The sequence below is a fragment of the Pantoea jilinensis genome, assembly GCF_019104105.1.
In the GTDB taxonomy this organism is placed as follows: Bacteria; Pseudomonadota; Gammaproteobacteria; order Enterobacterales; family Enterobacteriaceae; genus Pantoea; species Pantoea eucalypti.
On sequence record NZ_CP077746.1, the window covers coordinates 2,633,028 to 2,647,207 of the forward strand.

Annotated in this window: 13 protein-coding genes and 3 tRNA genes; 4 read left to right on the forward strand and 12 right to left on the reverse strand. The window is 52.2% G+C overall.

Going from position 1 to position 14,180, the window contains the following annotated elements; translation table 11 throughout:
• Window positions 1-4: 4 nt before the first annotated feature.
• The 7 genes from KTJ90_RS12450 to uvrY all read right to left on the reverse strand — a co-directional run bounded on the left by KTJ90_RS12450 (window position 5) and on the right by uvrY (window position 4,693).
• The gene (locus KTJ90_RS12450) at window positions 5-850 is read right to left on the reverse strand and encodes a substrate-binding domain-containing protein (RefSeq protein WP_457171760.1); all 846 of its coding nucleotides are present in this window, start codon (window positions 848-850) and stop codon (window positions 5-7) included.
• 301 nt (window positions 851-1,151) lie between these two features.
• Window positions 1,152-1,238 (reverse strand) — tRNA-Leu (locus KTJ90_RS12455).
• 10 nt (window positions 1,239-1,248) lie between these two features.
• Window positions 1,249-1,322, reverse strand: a tRNA-Cys gene (locus KTJ90_RS12460).
• A 40-nt stretch (window positions 1,323-1,362) separates the two neighbouring features.
• Window positions 1,363-1,438, reverse strand: a tRNA-Gly gene (locus KTJ90_RS12465).
• A 152-nt stretch (window positions 1,439-1,590) separates the two neighbouring features.
• A complete protein-coding gene (pgsA, locus tag KTJ90_RS12470) occupies window positions 1,591-2,139 on the reverse strand; it encodes a CDP-diacylglycerol--glycerol-3-phosphate 3-phosphatidyltransferase (RefSeq protein WP_008925896.1) in 549 nt (182 codons plus the stop codon).
• 69 nt (window positions 2,140-2,208) lie between these two features.
• Entirely contained in the window at window positions 2,209-4,041 is a 1,833-nt protein-coding gene (gene uvrC, locus KTJ90_RS12475; protein ID WP_039660976.1) for an excinuclease ABC subunit UvrC, read from the reverse strand.
• On the reverse strand, window positions 4,034-4,693 hold the full coding sequence (uvrY, locus tag KTJ90_RS12480) for a UvrY/SirA/GacA family response regulator transcription factor (protein WP_039660975.1): 660 nt from the start codon (window positions 4,691-4,693) through the stop codon (window positions 4,034-4,036). The genes uvrC and uvrY overlap by 8 nt, the downstream gene beginning before the upstream one ends.
• Window positions 4,694-5,124: 431 nt before the next feature.
• Here uvrY and KTJ90_RS12485 point away from each other — a divergent pair, with 431 nt between their 5' ends.
• Window positions 5,125-5,349, forward strand: coding sequence for a DUF2594 family protein (locus KTJ90_RS12485; RefSeq protein ID WP_003849983.1), 225 nt, complete (start codon window positions 5,125-5,127; stop codon window positions 5,347-5,349).
• A 32-nt stretch (window positions 5,350-5,381) separates the two neighbouring features.
• Here the strand turns inward: KTJ90_RS12485 and KTJ90_RS12490 are convergent, their stop codons facing one another.
• The 3 genes from KTJ90_RS12490 to KTJ90_RS12500 form a co-directional block, all read right to left on the reverse strand.
• Window positions 5,382-5,993 carry an acyl-homoserine-lactone synthase gene (locus tag KTJ90_RS12490; protein ID WP_003849985.1) on the reverse strand — a complete coding sequence of 204 codons (612 nt, stop codon included), beginning with the start codon at window positions 5,991-5,993 and terminating at the stop codon, window positions 5,382-5,384.
• Window positions 5,994-6,115: 122 nt separating this feature from the next.
• A complete protein-coding gene (locus tag KTJ90_RS12495; protein ID WP_003849987.1) occupies window positions 6,116-6,838 on the reverse strand; it encodes an autoinducer binding domain-containing protein in 723 nt (240 codons plus the stop codon).
• A 1,143-nt stretch (window positions 6,839-7,981) separates the two neighbouring features.
• Entirely contained in the window at window positions 7,982-8,677 is a 696-nt protein-coding gene (locus KTJ90_RS12500; RefSeq protein WP_154926041.1) for an extensin-like domain-containing protein, read from the reverse strand.
• A gap of 285 nt (window positions 8,678-8,962) precedes the next feature.
• On the opposite strand from KTJ90_RS12500, the gene cycA reads away from it, so the two are divergent.
• Complete coding sequence (cycA, locus tag KTJ90_RS12505) at window positions 8,963-10,357, forward strand: D-serine/D-alanine/glycine transporter (protein WP_499024797.1); 1,395 nt, start codon at window positions 8,963-8,965, stop codon at window positions 10,355-10,357.
• Between the two features lie 44 nt (window positions 10,358-10,401).
• On the opposite strand, the gene KTJ90_RS12510 is transcribed toward cycA, so the two are convergent.
• Together KTJ90_RS12510 and rutR are read right to left on the reverse strand one after the other, a co-directional pair.
• Window positions 10,402-11,376 (reverse strand): metal-dependent hydrolase, encoded by a 975-nt coding sequence (locus KTJ90_RS12510; protein WP_499024799.1) that lies wholly within the window; start codon window positions 11,374-11,376, stop codon window positions 10,402-10,404.
• Window positions 11,377-11,414: 38 nt separating this feature from the next.
• Window positions 11,415-12,050 (reverse strand): HTH-type transcriptional regulator RutR, encoded by a 636-nt coding sequence (gene rutR / locus KTJ90_RS12515; protein ID WP_003849991.1) that lies wholly within the window; start codon window positions 12,048-12,050, stop codon window positions 11,415-11,417.
• Between the two features lie 306 nt (window positions 12,051-12,356).
• On the opposite strand from rutR, the gene rutA reads away from it, so the two are divergent.
• Both rutA and rutB read left to right on the forward strand, forming a co-directional pair.
• Window positions 12,357-13,448 carry a pyrimidine utilization protein A gene (gene rutA / locus KTJ90_RS12520; RefSeq protein ID WP_003849992.1) on the forward strand — a complete coding sequence of 364 codons (1,092 nt, stop codon included), beginning with the start codon at window positions 12,357-12,359 and terminating at the stop codon, window positions 13,446-13,448.
• Window positions 13,448-14,161, forward strand: a complete 714-nt coding sequence (gene rutB, locus KTJ90_RS12525) for a pyrimidine utilization protein B (protein WP_033743177.1) — start codon at window positions 13,448-13,450, stop codon at window positions 14,159-14,161. The genes rutA and rutB overlap by 1 nt, the downstream gene beginning before the upstream one ends.
• Window positions 14,162-14,180: the final 19 nt, after the last annotated feature.

The following is a 14,180-nucleotide window of genomic DNA, read 5'->3' on the forward strand; positions in this document are numbered from 1 at the left end:
CTGGCTAATGCCGAAAGGCGCAGCCGCAGGCTGACATTTCTCCTGGCGCAATTTTGCCAAAATGGGAGTGGCGACGCGCTAATTGCCCCTGCACTTGACTGCTGACAGCGTGCAGCCCCAACCAGCGATCTAACGCGTTGCCCATAATTTGCCTGATATCAGGTGACCAGCTGGTAAGATGCCAGGTAGAGCTCCGGGCTTCTTCACTGTCTCCAAATCCCGCCACCGCAATGTGGGCACCCTGACCAAAATCACGGATTGCCTGTATCGCACCAAAGGCCAGGAGATCGCTTTCACAGAAGAGTGCCTGAATACGATCGGCGGCACGGGTCTTTTTCAAATAATCCATCATCGCCTGATACGCGCCATCACGATCATCTGCCTCTGAAGTCAGCACAGCATTCAGCACCCTGCCCGCCGCCTGTAGTGCCGTGCTATAGCCCTGCTTTTGCGCGCTTTCAACAGGCTGGCTTTGCATAAAGCCAAACCGCTGATGCCCTTCCGCGAGCAGTAATTCCGATGTTACTTCCCCTGCCCGCCGCGCATCCGCTTGCAGTTCAGGCTCCGCGTCAATCTCAAGCACCGGCAAATTGCAGGTATCTGTAATGCGGTTGCCGGGTAGCAGTATCAACCCCCGCGTCGCAAGCGGTTTCGCCTGCCGGATGAGTGCTGTCAGAGCTTCTTCGCTATCGGCACTCAACAGCACGGTGATAGCACCGCGAACATTAAGTTGCCACGTTACCTCGTCCAGCATTTTCTGTTGATACGGATTGAGCAACTGGCTGGCGACAATACCAATAACCGGCGGTAAAGCCGAAAGGGCTGAGTCATGTTTGAAAGATCTGGTCATTGACGTTAACGTCTCTGCAACGGCAAATAATACCCACCACTTTACGATAAACCAACCTGTTTCAACAGGTTATGAAATTCGACTCAGGCCGCAAAAATGAATGAAATCAGATGTAATCAGGTTTGAATTGGCAAAGCAGTGACACGGATAATGAACGGTTATTCAGCACTGAGACGTGATGCCAGTCGAAAAGCATAAGGATGTGAGGTGCCAGCCATGCCAGATTCCGGGCACAAAAAAACCGCCTCTAAAGGGCGGCTTGACGACACTGCTTATCATTGATTTTATTGGTAAAGCGATATGGTGCCCGGGGCGGGACTTGAACCCGCACAGCCTTACAGCCGAGGGATTTTAAATCCCTTGTGTCTACCGATTTCACCACCCGGGCTGGGTGTAACTGGAGGCGCGTCCCGGAGTCGAACCGAGGTACACGGATTTGCAATCCGCTGCATAGCCACTCTGCCAACGCGCCTTAAACTATGATGCCGCCAGGCTAACCTGACATGCGAATCTGGAGCGGGAAACGAGACTCGAACTCGCGACCCCGACCTTGGCAAGGTCGTGCTCTACCAACTGAGCTATTCCCGCAATTTTCAGCAATCTTATCGAACCTGCTGATTTTGTTTATCTTCTGGCAGCCTGGCTGCCGTTCGATGCGATGCATTCTACTTAGATGACGCAATGAGTCAATAAAATTATCCTCACAGACCATCCGTTTGCTGCTTTTTAAATCGTATCGATCACGGTTCGAGCAAATCACCGCGCGCCGCGCTTAAATACTGGAACATCGACCAGAAAGTCAGCACTGCAGCAATGTATAACGCCACCACGCCAATCGCTACAACGGTGGCATCTGGGCGCCACAGCAGTGCGAAGAGAGACAACATTTGCGCAGTCGTTTTGACTTTACCAATCCAGGAAACAGAAACACTACTGCGCTTGCCAATCTCCGCCATCCATTCACGCAGCGCAGAGATAATGATCTCGCGGGCAATCATGGTTGCCGCTGGCAGAGTAATCCACCATGCGTGAAAATGTTCTGCCACCAGCACCAGCGCTATCGCGACCAGCACTTTATCAGCAACCGGATCGAGGAATGCGCCAAAGCGCGTCGTCTGCTTCCAGCGGCGCGCCAGAAAGCCATCAAACCAGTCGGTAACAGCAGCAAAAATAAAGATCAGTGCAGTAGCCAGCGGCGCCCAAATGAACGGCAGATAGAAAGCCAGCACAAAGAACGGGATGAGCACGACTCGAAACAGGGTGAGACACGTCGGGATGTTTAATTGCATATGCCGGTAACTGTCTGGATATAGGTAGAATTTAACCTATGTTCCTACATTGCCCCCCCCGTTTCAATGTTAGTGTTTCAAGGAATAGTATATTTTTTCTGCCAGCGCATGCGAGATGCCTGGTACATTTGCGATCTCCTCCACCGAGGCATTCATTAACGGTTGCAGGCCTCCCATGTACTTAAGCAGTTGCTGACGTCGTTTCGGCCCGACGCCTTCGATGCTTTCCAGTGCACTGGTGTTCTTCACTTTGGCCCGTTTTTTTCGGTGACCTGAAATTGCATGATTGTGAGCGTCATCACGAATGTGTTGAATCACATGCAGTGCAGGTGCATCAGGTGGCATCGAAACGCCCTCCCCTTCAGCCTCAAAGAACAGCGTTTCCAGACCGGCTTTACGGTCGCTGCCTTTAGCAACGCCGAGTAAAATGGGCTGGTTTTTATCCCAGGGCACATCCAGCTCGGCAAAGACCTGTATCGCCTGTGACAGCTGACCTTTACCGCCATCAATCAAAATCACGTCGGGGATCTTATCTTCTTCAATCGCTTTGCCATACCGGCGTCGCAACACCTGGTTCATGGCGGCGTAGTCATCTCCCGGCGTAATGCCGGTAATGTTGTAGCGACGATAGTCGGCACGCAGCGGACCATTCTGGTCAAACACCACGCAGGAGGCGATGGTCTGCTCACCCATGGTGTGACTGATATCAAAACACTCCATGCGTGTGATCTTGTCGAGCTCAAGAAACTCTGCCAGCGCATTCAGCCGCTGGTGGATGGTAGAGTGCTGAGACAGACGCGTGGTTAACGCTGTCGCGGCGTTGGTGCGCGCCAGCTTGAGATAGCGGGCGCGATCGCCGCGTGGCTTGCTTTGAATGTTAACCCGACGTCCCGCCAGTTCACTTAGGGACTCTGCCAGCAACTCGCGCTCTGGCAAGGTAAAGTCCAGCAGGATGTCGCCAGGCAGCGTACGTGCTTCACTGCCCTGCAGGTAGAACTGCCCGACGAAGGTCTGCACGACTTCGGCCAAATCAGTGTCCACAGGCACCTTCGGGAAGTAGCTGCGGCTGCCCAGCACTTTGCCCTGACGAATGAACAGCACGTGAAGACAGGCCATGCCCGCCTCATAAGCCACACCCATCACATCCAGGTCATCGCCCTGATTGGAGACAAACTGTTTTTCGGTGATGCGCCGCACGGCCTGAATCTGATCGCGCAGCCGGGCCGCTTCTTCGAAACGCAGGCCAATGCTCGCCTCTTCCATACGTTTAACCAGCTGGTTAAGCACCTGATCATCTTTACCGGCCAGGAACAGGCGCACATAGTCGGTCTGCTGCGCATACTCTTCCTCACTGACCAGCCCGGCAACACAGGGGCCGAGACAGCGACCAATCTGATATTGCAGACAGGGCCGGGAGCGATTGCGGTAGACGCTATTTTCGCACTGGCGAATGGGGAAAACTTTTTGCAACAGTCCCAGCGTTTCACGCACCGCATAGCCGTTCGGGAACGGGCCAAAATATTCGCCTTTGGCATGCTTTGCCCCACGGTGCATCGCCAGTCGCGGATGAGTATCGCTGCTGAGAAAGATGTAGGGATACGATTTATCGTCGCGCAGCAGAACGTTATAGCGCGGCTGGTAGAGCTTGATGTAGTTGTGTTCAAGCAGCAGCGCTTCGGTTTCGGTGTGGGTGACGGTGACATCGATGTGCTGGATATTGCTGACCAGCGCTTCGGTTTTTCGGCTGCCGACCTGAACGCGGAAGTAACTGGTCAGACGCTTCTTCAGGTCTTTGGCTTTGCCTACATAGATGACGGTGCCTGAGGCGTCATACATGCGGTAAACACCGGGCTTGCTGGTTACCGTACTCAAAAAGGCTTTGGAATCAAAAACGTCATTCACTACTGATTAACGGCTCCGCATTATAGAGGCCATGTCGAATGGCCAGATGCGTTAACTCTACATCGCCACTGATATTCAGCTTACTGAACATCCGATAGCGGTAACTGTTAACGGTTTTAGGACTGAGATTTAACTGCTCTGAAATTTCCGTCACCTTTTGTCCCCGGGTGATCATCAGCATAATCTGCAATTCCCTTTCCGACAAACAGCTAAAGGGGGATTCCGCTTTTTGCGGCTCAATCTGACTCAGGGCCATCTGCTGAGCGATGTCTGATGCGATATATCGCTGTCCGGCATTCACCGAGCGAATTGCATTGACCACTTCCTGGGGTGCTGCCCCTTTACTGAGGTAGCCTGCTGCCCCCGCCTGCATAACTTTAGCAGGCAGCGGACTTTCCGTATGAATAGTCAGCATAATGATTTTGATATCGGGATTGTAACGCACGATTTTGCGCGTCGCCTCCAGTCCGCCGATGCCAGGCATGTTCATGTCCATCAGGATCACATCAACCTGGTTAGCACGGCACCACTTAGCCGCATCCTCACCACAGTTGGCCTCTCCGACCACGGCCAGACCTTTAACATCCTCCAGGATGCGACGGATGCCGGTACGGACAAGTTCATGGTCATCAACAAGAAGCACACTGATCAACGGGGAAACTCCAGAGGCTGAAAAAGAGGAAGCGACTAACGATTTCAAGCGATAATCATACCCGCTTTTACCTCAAAAGCACATCAACAAAGTAAAACAGTCCTGGCTTAGCCTGTTCACTTTTAGCCTGGCCCAGCCTGAGTTCTCAGACATTTACTGAAACAGAAAGCACCGTCAAACAATCCTTAAAGTCTCACTATTTCATGACATTAACAACTGGTACTACGGTTACCCGGCGCTGCAGTGACAGGTAATATCAGGTGGAAAGCTCTCGTTGATTACTTTCTGCGATTGATTAGTTGCACTGGACAAACCTGCTGTTTCAGACGAAACGAACCGGCTGCATCAGCAACATACTGACGCTGTGATATACTCACGCACTGCTGTTCGGACAGATTGCCGACACGTTGTCATTCACCAAGGAGATACACATGAGCGATGAAGATTTTGCAACTTCGCAGGAAGCCCGGAAATTAGCGGATGAAATCGCGGGGCTGAAGATGATGATCACCCTGATCCTGAAAGGTATGGGCCAGGCTGATGCTGGAAAAGTGATTATCAATATGGAACGCTATGTACAGACGCTGGGTGACAAGCCTCAGGCGGAAGTGTTCAGCAACACCATTAAGCAGATTAAAACGGCCTACCGTCAGTAATTCTTTTGCCCCCAGTGGCGGGGGCATATACGCTAACTGTGCGCCTGCCAGTTAACGGAAACGCCCAGCGTTGGCAGTACCTCTTCCGGACTGAAACGCCTTGTTCCCCGATACTTCTCTGCCAGCGCTGGCTGTTCCACCGGAATCCTGATCGCAAACAGATTATCTTCTGACAGAATAAGTCCCGGCGTTAGCGGCTCATACACCACCCCATGCTGTTCAAACATCTTTTCCAGCATCGGCGTTGCTGAACTAATGATGTACTCCATGCCATTGAGTTCTGCCATCTGCACCGCGTGCCAGAGAATATTCAGCGGCAGTTCGGCGTCGACCTCCAGCCGGGCCGAGAAGCGCGACATTTCCCACACTCTCTCATGGCTGAAAGGCAGCACAATGCCTTCGCTCTGCTCAGGTTCAAACCAGGGCATCAGACGTGCACAGCCGCTGATTCCTTCACGCGCATTCCATGCGATTAACCAGGTCACATCTGAACGATCATAGCGATCATATTCCTGTCCTGGCGTACTCAGACGGGGCGGTATTGACCACCCTTCGCCGCGCGCAAAGACGCTGTAACGGTAGCTGCCGAGTTCGGCAAGCAACGAGGATGGCATATCCTTTAATTGCGTTTGCACTATTTTCATCATGCGCCTCTGACATCCCCATTTTTACAATGATTTCTTTGCGCCAGCCTGACACAGTCCCGGCGCAGGGTAGACAACAGACCTGTACAAAGGAACTGCCAAATGTAGCAGTTGTTTTATGTTCAAATCAGTCCGATTGCTGCTGCGTAGCAGGCAATCTGCGTTTTATTGGAAACATTGAAACGCTTTTGCATATTTTTTTGGTGAAAATTAACGGTATGTTCAGAGATGGATAAAATAAGAGAAATTTCGACCGCCGTTTTTCCTTCACCCGTCCATTTCAGAATTTCCAGCTCACGCTGACTAAACTCTTTTTTCAGTACCATCATTGCATCATCGCTAAAGCGTTCCAGCGTATCCAGGCTTAGTTCCGCTAAAAGGTGCAGTTTTACTTCAAGCTCTTCGTGGCAGAGCTTGAGAGGAATGGGCTGTTGCGATGATATAGATAATATACCAAGCGCGCGATTTGGTGCCATTGCAGAGCAAGAAAATCCGCTCTGCAGCCCATACTCTCTTGCCTCACGCCACAGATTGCCGGCACCAGCGAACATTTCTTCTGTCCACATCAACCCTCTTCCCGGTCGCTGACACAGCGAGAGTACCGGATCGACAGCGTAATAATTCTGCTTCTCATAACGTTTAACCCATAATTTGGGATAGGTGCTATGCAGATGAATACGCGGCCGGCTAAAGGGCACCGGATGCTGAATCAAAAAAGCGAAATAATCGAAACCTAATGACTCAGTAAATTGTTGCAATAATGGCTTCAAATCAGAACATGCCATTAATGCCTGAAATTGTTGTTTCACCTCACTTCGCCAGGCGAAATAATTTTCAGTACTCATATTGCCTCAACGTTAATTTCACTCGCTCTTGCGGAAATATTCATTCGGATTCATCGGATAAATTAAATTAGCATAAGTCATTTAATTCATCGTCAGGGATGAACCCGTCGCCCTGCGGGGCCAATTAACCTTTCACCTTGTGAGCGGAGTGAAAAAGCTTGCTGGCAATGGTAATGTGAGGTCGATCACAGCAATTTCAATCACCCCATGAGAATAAGATTTTTCTGATAGGATTTCAATCCCCGACATCGGGCATCACTTTATCATTTGCCAGTAATTTCAGATAAAGATATTCAATAACGCGTCACATCGCTGAGTAAATAACGAGTAAACAATGTGTTAAATAGCGATTATAAGCGAGACGGCAGGCCTGGTTGACTGACATATTTTTCATCAGGAAATAAGCGCAGCTTAGTTATTGTCGCCTTAAGTCCAGGCACTGGCAGCCAGTTATGTGGCTGTTTTACTCATCTTCACGACAGATTCCCGGCTTCCGGCAGGTATTCAGCAGGTCATGATGGCACATCTACCTTCATTTTTTGCCTCTCTTCATCAGGCCTGGCCATGCGCTGTTAATAAGAACATTCTGCTCATGCATTGCATGGCGATATTCTCTTCTGAACCCTTCCCATCACGGCAGGATTTTTCTTATCTGCCCTCACTAAGCCCTGGCCGGTAAAATCAGCTTCACTCCTCTCCCGGTGTCAATAATGCTATAGCACAAAACACTATTTATAGCATCTGTACATCAATTACTGATTCTCTTTTAATCAATTAAATCAATTTATCGATAGCCATAAACCGGAACCACATAAAATAGATTTACGGAATAAAAATCGCCCATCACGCTTAAGACAAATTCATATTAATACGATTATTCTTACAAGTAAGATCGTGAAAAAATTTCATTATAACGTGGAGCCTGTTAGCACCATCGATGCTGAAAAATCGCGCAATCCATTAACCCCGCAGGCGTAGATTTATTTTAAATAATGGACCTGAAAAAGGCGCTTTTTCGGCACCCTAATCTGTCGTCAGGCTAAATCCCGTGTGATTCGGGTTCTGCGATGAAAACTGGGTGGGTTTTGCAAACGCTGTCAGAACATTTCTTAACCAAACACGGTATTAATCCTGTCTGATGATTTATCGGCAGTACCCTGCTCCTCGCATACCCAGATGAAAATGTGAGGCATGTGCAGCATTGTAATCCGGGCCGAGCGCATTGCCGAACACCTCACAGCCGCCACGCCACAACGTATGTAACATCGCCGCCTTTTCTTCTGGCTGTTGCCAGTGACGACTGACCTCAAGCCGCTGACCATCAGCCAGCTGAAAGCCTGTGACATCCCACGCATCGGCGGTGGCATGCTCGCTAAGCCGCCCTTGTGTGCGGTGATAGATGTTACGACAGGCATAGCTGCCGACATGCGTAATTCGTACCAGCGGACTGTGCATATCCCTGGCGGTCTGTTCACGACTGTGAAGCGCATACATCGTACTGGCGACCGCCATAGGGCAACTGGCGAGAAAACTGCTGCTGAGGCTGATCGGACCGAATTTCTGGATCCTCAACGGATGAGTAAGCGGGCATTTACCTGTTACAGGTGGACGCTCAGTGAAACTGACCCAGCCCGCCTGTTGAGCACGACGCATCACCGCCAGACACGCCTCAGGATTGCTGGCCAGCCTTTTCATTTTGATCTGCGTCATCCAGCCCGGCGGGTCGGTGACAGAGAGCGGTATAAACGGATTGAACTGCGGCGGCAGATGCTGCTTAAGCCAGGGTAAGCTGCCCCACCCCAGCGCGATTAACAGCAGAAACAGGATAAGCGTACGCATAGTCCCCTGTGCAGCATGATGATAAGCAAAAAAAAAGTGTAGGGGCAAAAAACCCTTTACGCCGTCTGCCTGACATTACGTGATGAATCATTACTCAGACTGACGCAGTAATAACCAGAATGACCCGCTGCCACCGTCATTGCGCCTGACCGGTATCACATCAGGTAAAAAATTGTTACCGGCTTTGGGGTGACTTCCTCTATCTTATCCGACTTGCCCTCAGGCAGATGCCTTAACTAACAGCCAGCAGAGCTGACACAACATCAAGACAGGAAAGACAATTCTATGGTTGATCAATCTAAAGAAACCGCACGCACCCAGGATGCGCCTGATAAATTACAGCGCAACCTGCACAACCGTCACATCCAGCTAATCGCCATCGGTGGCGCTATCGGCACCGGCCTGTTTATGGGTTCCGGTAAAACCATCAGTCTGGCCGGTCCCTCGATCATTTTTGTCTACATGATTATCGGCTTTATGCTGTTCTTTGTGATGCGCGCCATGGGGGAGTTGCTGCTCTCCAACCTTGAGTACAAATCTTTTAGCGATTTTGCGGCTGACCTGCTTGGTCCGTGGGCGGGATATTTTACTGGCTGGACTTACTGGTTTTGTTGGGTGGTGACAGGCATCGCTGACGTGGTGGCCATCAGCGCCTATTTCCAGCTCTGGTTTCCGGGCTTCTCAATCTGGATGAGCGCTCTGCTCTGCGTAGTGGTTTTTCTGGCGCTGAACATTGCCACCGTCAAGCTGTTTGGCGAAATGGAGTTCTGGTTCGCAATCATTAAAATCGTCGCCATTGTGGCGCTGATTGTGACCGGGATTGTGCTGGTGTCTGTTCACTATCCTTCACCGGGTGGCGGCACGGCGGCACTGAGCAACATCTGGGATCACGGCGGGATGTTCCCGAAAGGTCTCAGCGGCTTCTTTGCCGGGTTTCAGATTGCGGTGTTTGCCTTTGTCGGTATTGAACTGGTGGGCACGGCAGCAGCTGAAACCCACAATCCGCATAAAGTCTTACCGCGTGCTATCAATGCGATTCCACTCAGGGTGATCATGTTCTACGTGCTGGCACTGATGGTCATTATGGCGGTAACGCCGTGGACCCAGGTCATGGCCGATCGCAGTCCGTTTGTTGAGATGTTCGTCCTGATTGGTCTGCCCGCTGCGGCAAGTATCGTCAACTTTGTGGTGCTGACCTCTGCCGCCTCTTCAGCCAACAGCGGTATCTTCTCCACCAGCCGTATGCTCTATGGCCTGTCGCAGCAGGGTGTCGCCAGTCGCGCGTTTGGCCGGCTTTCCGCCCGCGCGGTCCCTACCACGGGTCTGTTTTTCTCCTGTCTCTGCCTGCTGATTGGCGTAGCGTTGATCTATTTGATCCCGGATGTCATGAAGGTCTTTACGCTGGTGACGACCGTCTCCGCCATCCTGTTTATGTTCGTCTGGACCATCATTCTGTGCAGCTACCTGGCCTACCGTAAAAAGCATACGCAGCGCCATGCGGAGTCGGCCTTTAAGATGCCGCTCGGCAAATTCATGTGCTGGGTTTGCATGGCCTTCTTCGCCTTTGTGCTGGTGCTGCTGACGCTACAGGAAGATACGCGCCAGGCGCTGATGGTTACGCCACTCTGGTTTGCCCTGCTGGGTGTGGGCTGGATGCTGCGTAATCGTCGCAGCCGCTAATCGGTAACAGCATGGAAAAAGCCCGGTCATCTGACCGGGCTTTTTTACAGGCGCTCGCCAAGTGACGAGAAAATGGCGGATAAAGAGGGGCGTTCATAAGGTAAACGCTGTGGCCGTGCATCGGGATGCTGAGGCGAGCCCAGACCAAAGGTGAACGTATAGCTATCGCCTTCGCCCATACGAAGGTCGGCAATTGTCGTCTCTCCATCCTGCTCACGCAGGGCGTAAAAACCGTGGCTGAACCAGGCGACACGTTCTGCATACCAGCTGCCCCGAAAAGCGTCAAACAGCTCAGGATGCCGCGGATACCATGTCACCTGCAGGGGACGCGACGGCGAGAGCAGTGACCAGTAAGCTTCGCCGTAGCGTTCCGGCGTCATAATCACGCTGCGCCAGACCAGCGTATTAAACGCAGTGGGCGTTACCAGCACGTGATTAGCCGCAATCCCCTGTGTCGTCAGCGACGCCCGAATTTGCCAGCCTGCCACGCCCTGAATCACCACGCTCCAGACCAGATACAGTGTACTCAGCGTCAGTCCGACACGGTTACCGCGGATGCCTTTGTCACCGCGACGCCAGAGCGCAACGCCCAGCCCTGTCAGCAGTGGAAATGTATAAAGGGGATCAACGATATAAATACTGCCGATGGCATAGGGATAATCGGTGAGTGGCAGACCAAGCTGGGTACCATAAACCGTCATCAAATCAAGCAGCGGATGGGTAATCAGAGCCAGCCAGATCGCAGGCCACCATGCCAGCCACTTCACCCGCTGACGACACAGTGCTGCTACGAGCCAGGCAATCAGTGGCGATGCCAGCGTAAGCCAGAGCAACGCATGCGTTTCTGTGCGATGCAGCGTTATGTTGCGTATCGCATCGCCGTGGTCAATAAACACATCCAGATCGGGTAAGGTGCCGCAGACACCGCCCACCAGCGCGGCCTGCCAGATCGGCGCCCGTCGTCCCATCACGGCAACACTAACTGAGGCACCCAGTACGAACTGCGAAACAGAATCCATTAATTCACTCCGTTACCGAACGATGAATGTGTCCCCATCTAGCGTACGCGAATTCCTTCAATGATCATGCGCTGAACATTATCAACAGCCTGGTCGAAAAACGCCGGATCGCTGAGTGTCTGACCGGTGACAGCCTCAACCTGGGTAGCAAAATCGGCGTAATGCTGTGTGGTGGCCCACAGCATAAAGATCAGATGCTGCGGCTGAACGCCTGCCAGCCGTCCCTCATCAATCCAGCGTTCAATAATGGCCGCCTTGTCATCCACCAGTTGCTTGAGATCGCCCGCCAGCTCACCTTTCAGCAGCGGTGCGCCCTGCAGCATTTCCAGACAGAACAGCCGCGAAGCCTGAGGATGATCGCGCGACACTTCCAGCTTCAGCCGGATGTAGCGCCGAATAGCGACGAGCGGATCCTGATCGTGGGCCAGGGCACGCAACGGCGCCAGCCAGACATCCAGAATCTGCTTAAGCACCGCCACATAAAGCACTTCTTTTGAGGGAAAATAGTAGAGCAGATTGGTTTTAGAGACATCGGCCAGCTCAGCCACCTTATCGAGGCTGGTGCCGTGAATGCCAAACTGTGAAAAGAATGTTAACGCCGCTTCCAGTATAGCGGCCCGCTTCGCTGCAACCGCACGCGATCGACGCGTTGGTTTTTTTTCATCGGTATTCACAGGTTTACCTCATCCATCTGGTGTCAGCGCATCATAGCAAAGGGATTCATCGCTGCCCAATCCACTCCCTGCACCTTTTTTGCCCAGGTTGCATGTAAAACGTGCAGCGAATTTTGACCAGATGGTCCGAAATGGACCAGTGACTCCACTTACCTCTTTCGGGTTAAATTTAACTCATTGTTATTTAAAACAATAAAAAATGTGGCACACAGTTTGCAGAATTGTGACTGAGCGCAGCCCACAAGGACGTAGCAGGATGCAGTGCAGCGCGTGAAATACCTTTCCCCCATCGCAACGAGGTTTCACATGAAGATAGGCGTCTTTATTCCGATTGGTAACAATGGCTGGCTGATTTCGTCCAATGCGCCGCAGTACATGCCAACGTTTGAACTGAACAAAGCCATTGTGCTGAAAGCAGAGCATTACCATTTCGACTTTGCGCTCTCGATGATCAAACTGCGCGGCTTTGGCGGTAAAACAGAATTCTGGGATCATAACCTGGAGTCATTCACGCTGATGGCAGGCCTGGCTGCTGTCACGTCACGTATTGAGATCTATGCCACTGCGGCCACCCTGACGCTGCCTCCGGCCATTGTGGCGCGCATGGCGTCCACCATTGATTCCATTTCAGGCGGTCGTTTCGGTGTCAACCTGGTAACCGGCTGGCAGAAACCAGAATATGAACAAATGGGAATGTGGCCTGGCGATGAGTACTTCGGCAGCCGTTATTCTTATCTGACCGAGTACGTTACCGTGCTGCGTGACCTGTGGGGCACCGGAAAATCGGACTTTAAAGGTGAGTTCTTCACCATGAACGACTGCCGCGTCAGTCCGCAGCCACAGCGCCCGATGAAAGTTATCTGCGCCGGACAGAGCGATGCCGGCATGGCCTTCTCTGCTCAGCACGCCGATTACAACTTCTGCTTCGGCAAAGGTGTGAACACCCCTTCTGCATTCAGCTCGACCTCGATTCGCATGAAGCAGGCCGCTGAAAAAGCGGGTCGCGATGTCGGCTCCTATGTGCTGTTTATGATCATTGCTGCCGAAACAGACGAAGAAGCGCGGGCTAAGTGGGAACACTACAAAGCGGGAGCGGATGAAGAGGCGCTTTCATGGCTTACCACCCAGAGTCAGCAGGACACCAAATCGGGCAGTGACACCAATGTACGTCAGATGGCGGATCCGACCTCAGCGGTCAATATCAACATGGGCACCCTGGTCGGTTCATACGCAAACGTAGCGCGGATGCTGGATGAAGTGGCGCAGGTTGAAGGCACGCACGGCGTGCTGCTGACCTTTGATGATTTCCTGGAAGGTATCGAAAACTTCGGTCAGCACATTCAGCCCCTCATGACCTGTCGTAGTGCCCTGCTTGATGCACAGCAGGAGGTGGCATGATGAGTACCGTTTATTGCGCCCATACTCAGGCGCTTCCTCAGGTCGAACTGCCTGCCCGTCCAGAGCCGATCGCCTTTCCGCCAGGTCAGACAGCGCTGATTGTTGTGGATATGCAGAATGCCTACGCCACTGAAGGAGGTTACCTCGATCTGGCCGGGTTTGATGTGTCTGCCACGAAACCGGTGATTGCGAAAATTCATCAGGCGGTGACCGCGGCCCGTGCCGCTGGCGTTCAAATCATCTGGTTCCAGAACGGCTGGGACAGTGACTATGTTGAAGCGGGTGATGCCGGTTCCCCTAACTTCCACAAATCGAATGCGCTAAAAACCATGCGCAAACGGCCTGAACTGCAGGGCACGCTGCTGTCGAAGGGCGGCTGGGATTACGCACTGGTGGATGAACTGGTGCCGCAGCCGGGTGACATTGTGCTGCCAAAATCGCGCTACAGCGGTTTCTATAACACCTCACTGGACAGCACGCTGCGCAGTCGCGGGATCCGGCATCTGATTTTCACCGGCATCGCCACCAACGTCTGTGTCGAATCGACACTACGCGACGGCTTCTTCCTGGAATATTTCGGTGTGGTGCTGGAAGACGCCACCTACCAGGCGGGTCCGCCCTTTGCACAGCAGGCGGCCCTGTTCAATATCGAAACCTTTTTTGGCTGGGTATCGGATGTCGATACCTTCTGCGAAAGCCTGAATACCCGCTAATCCACTAAAAGGACGTCAC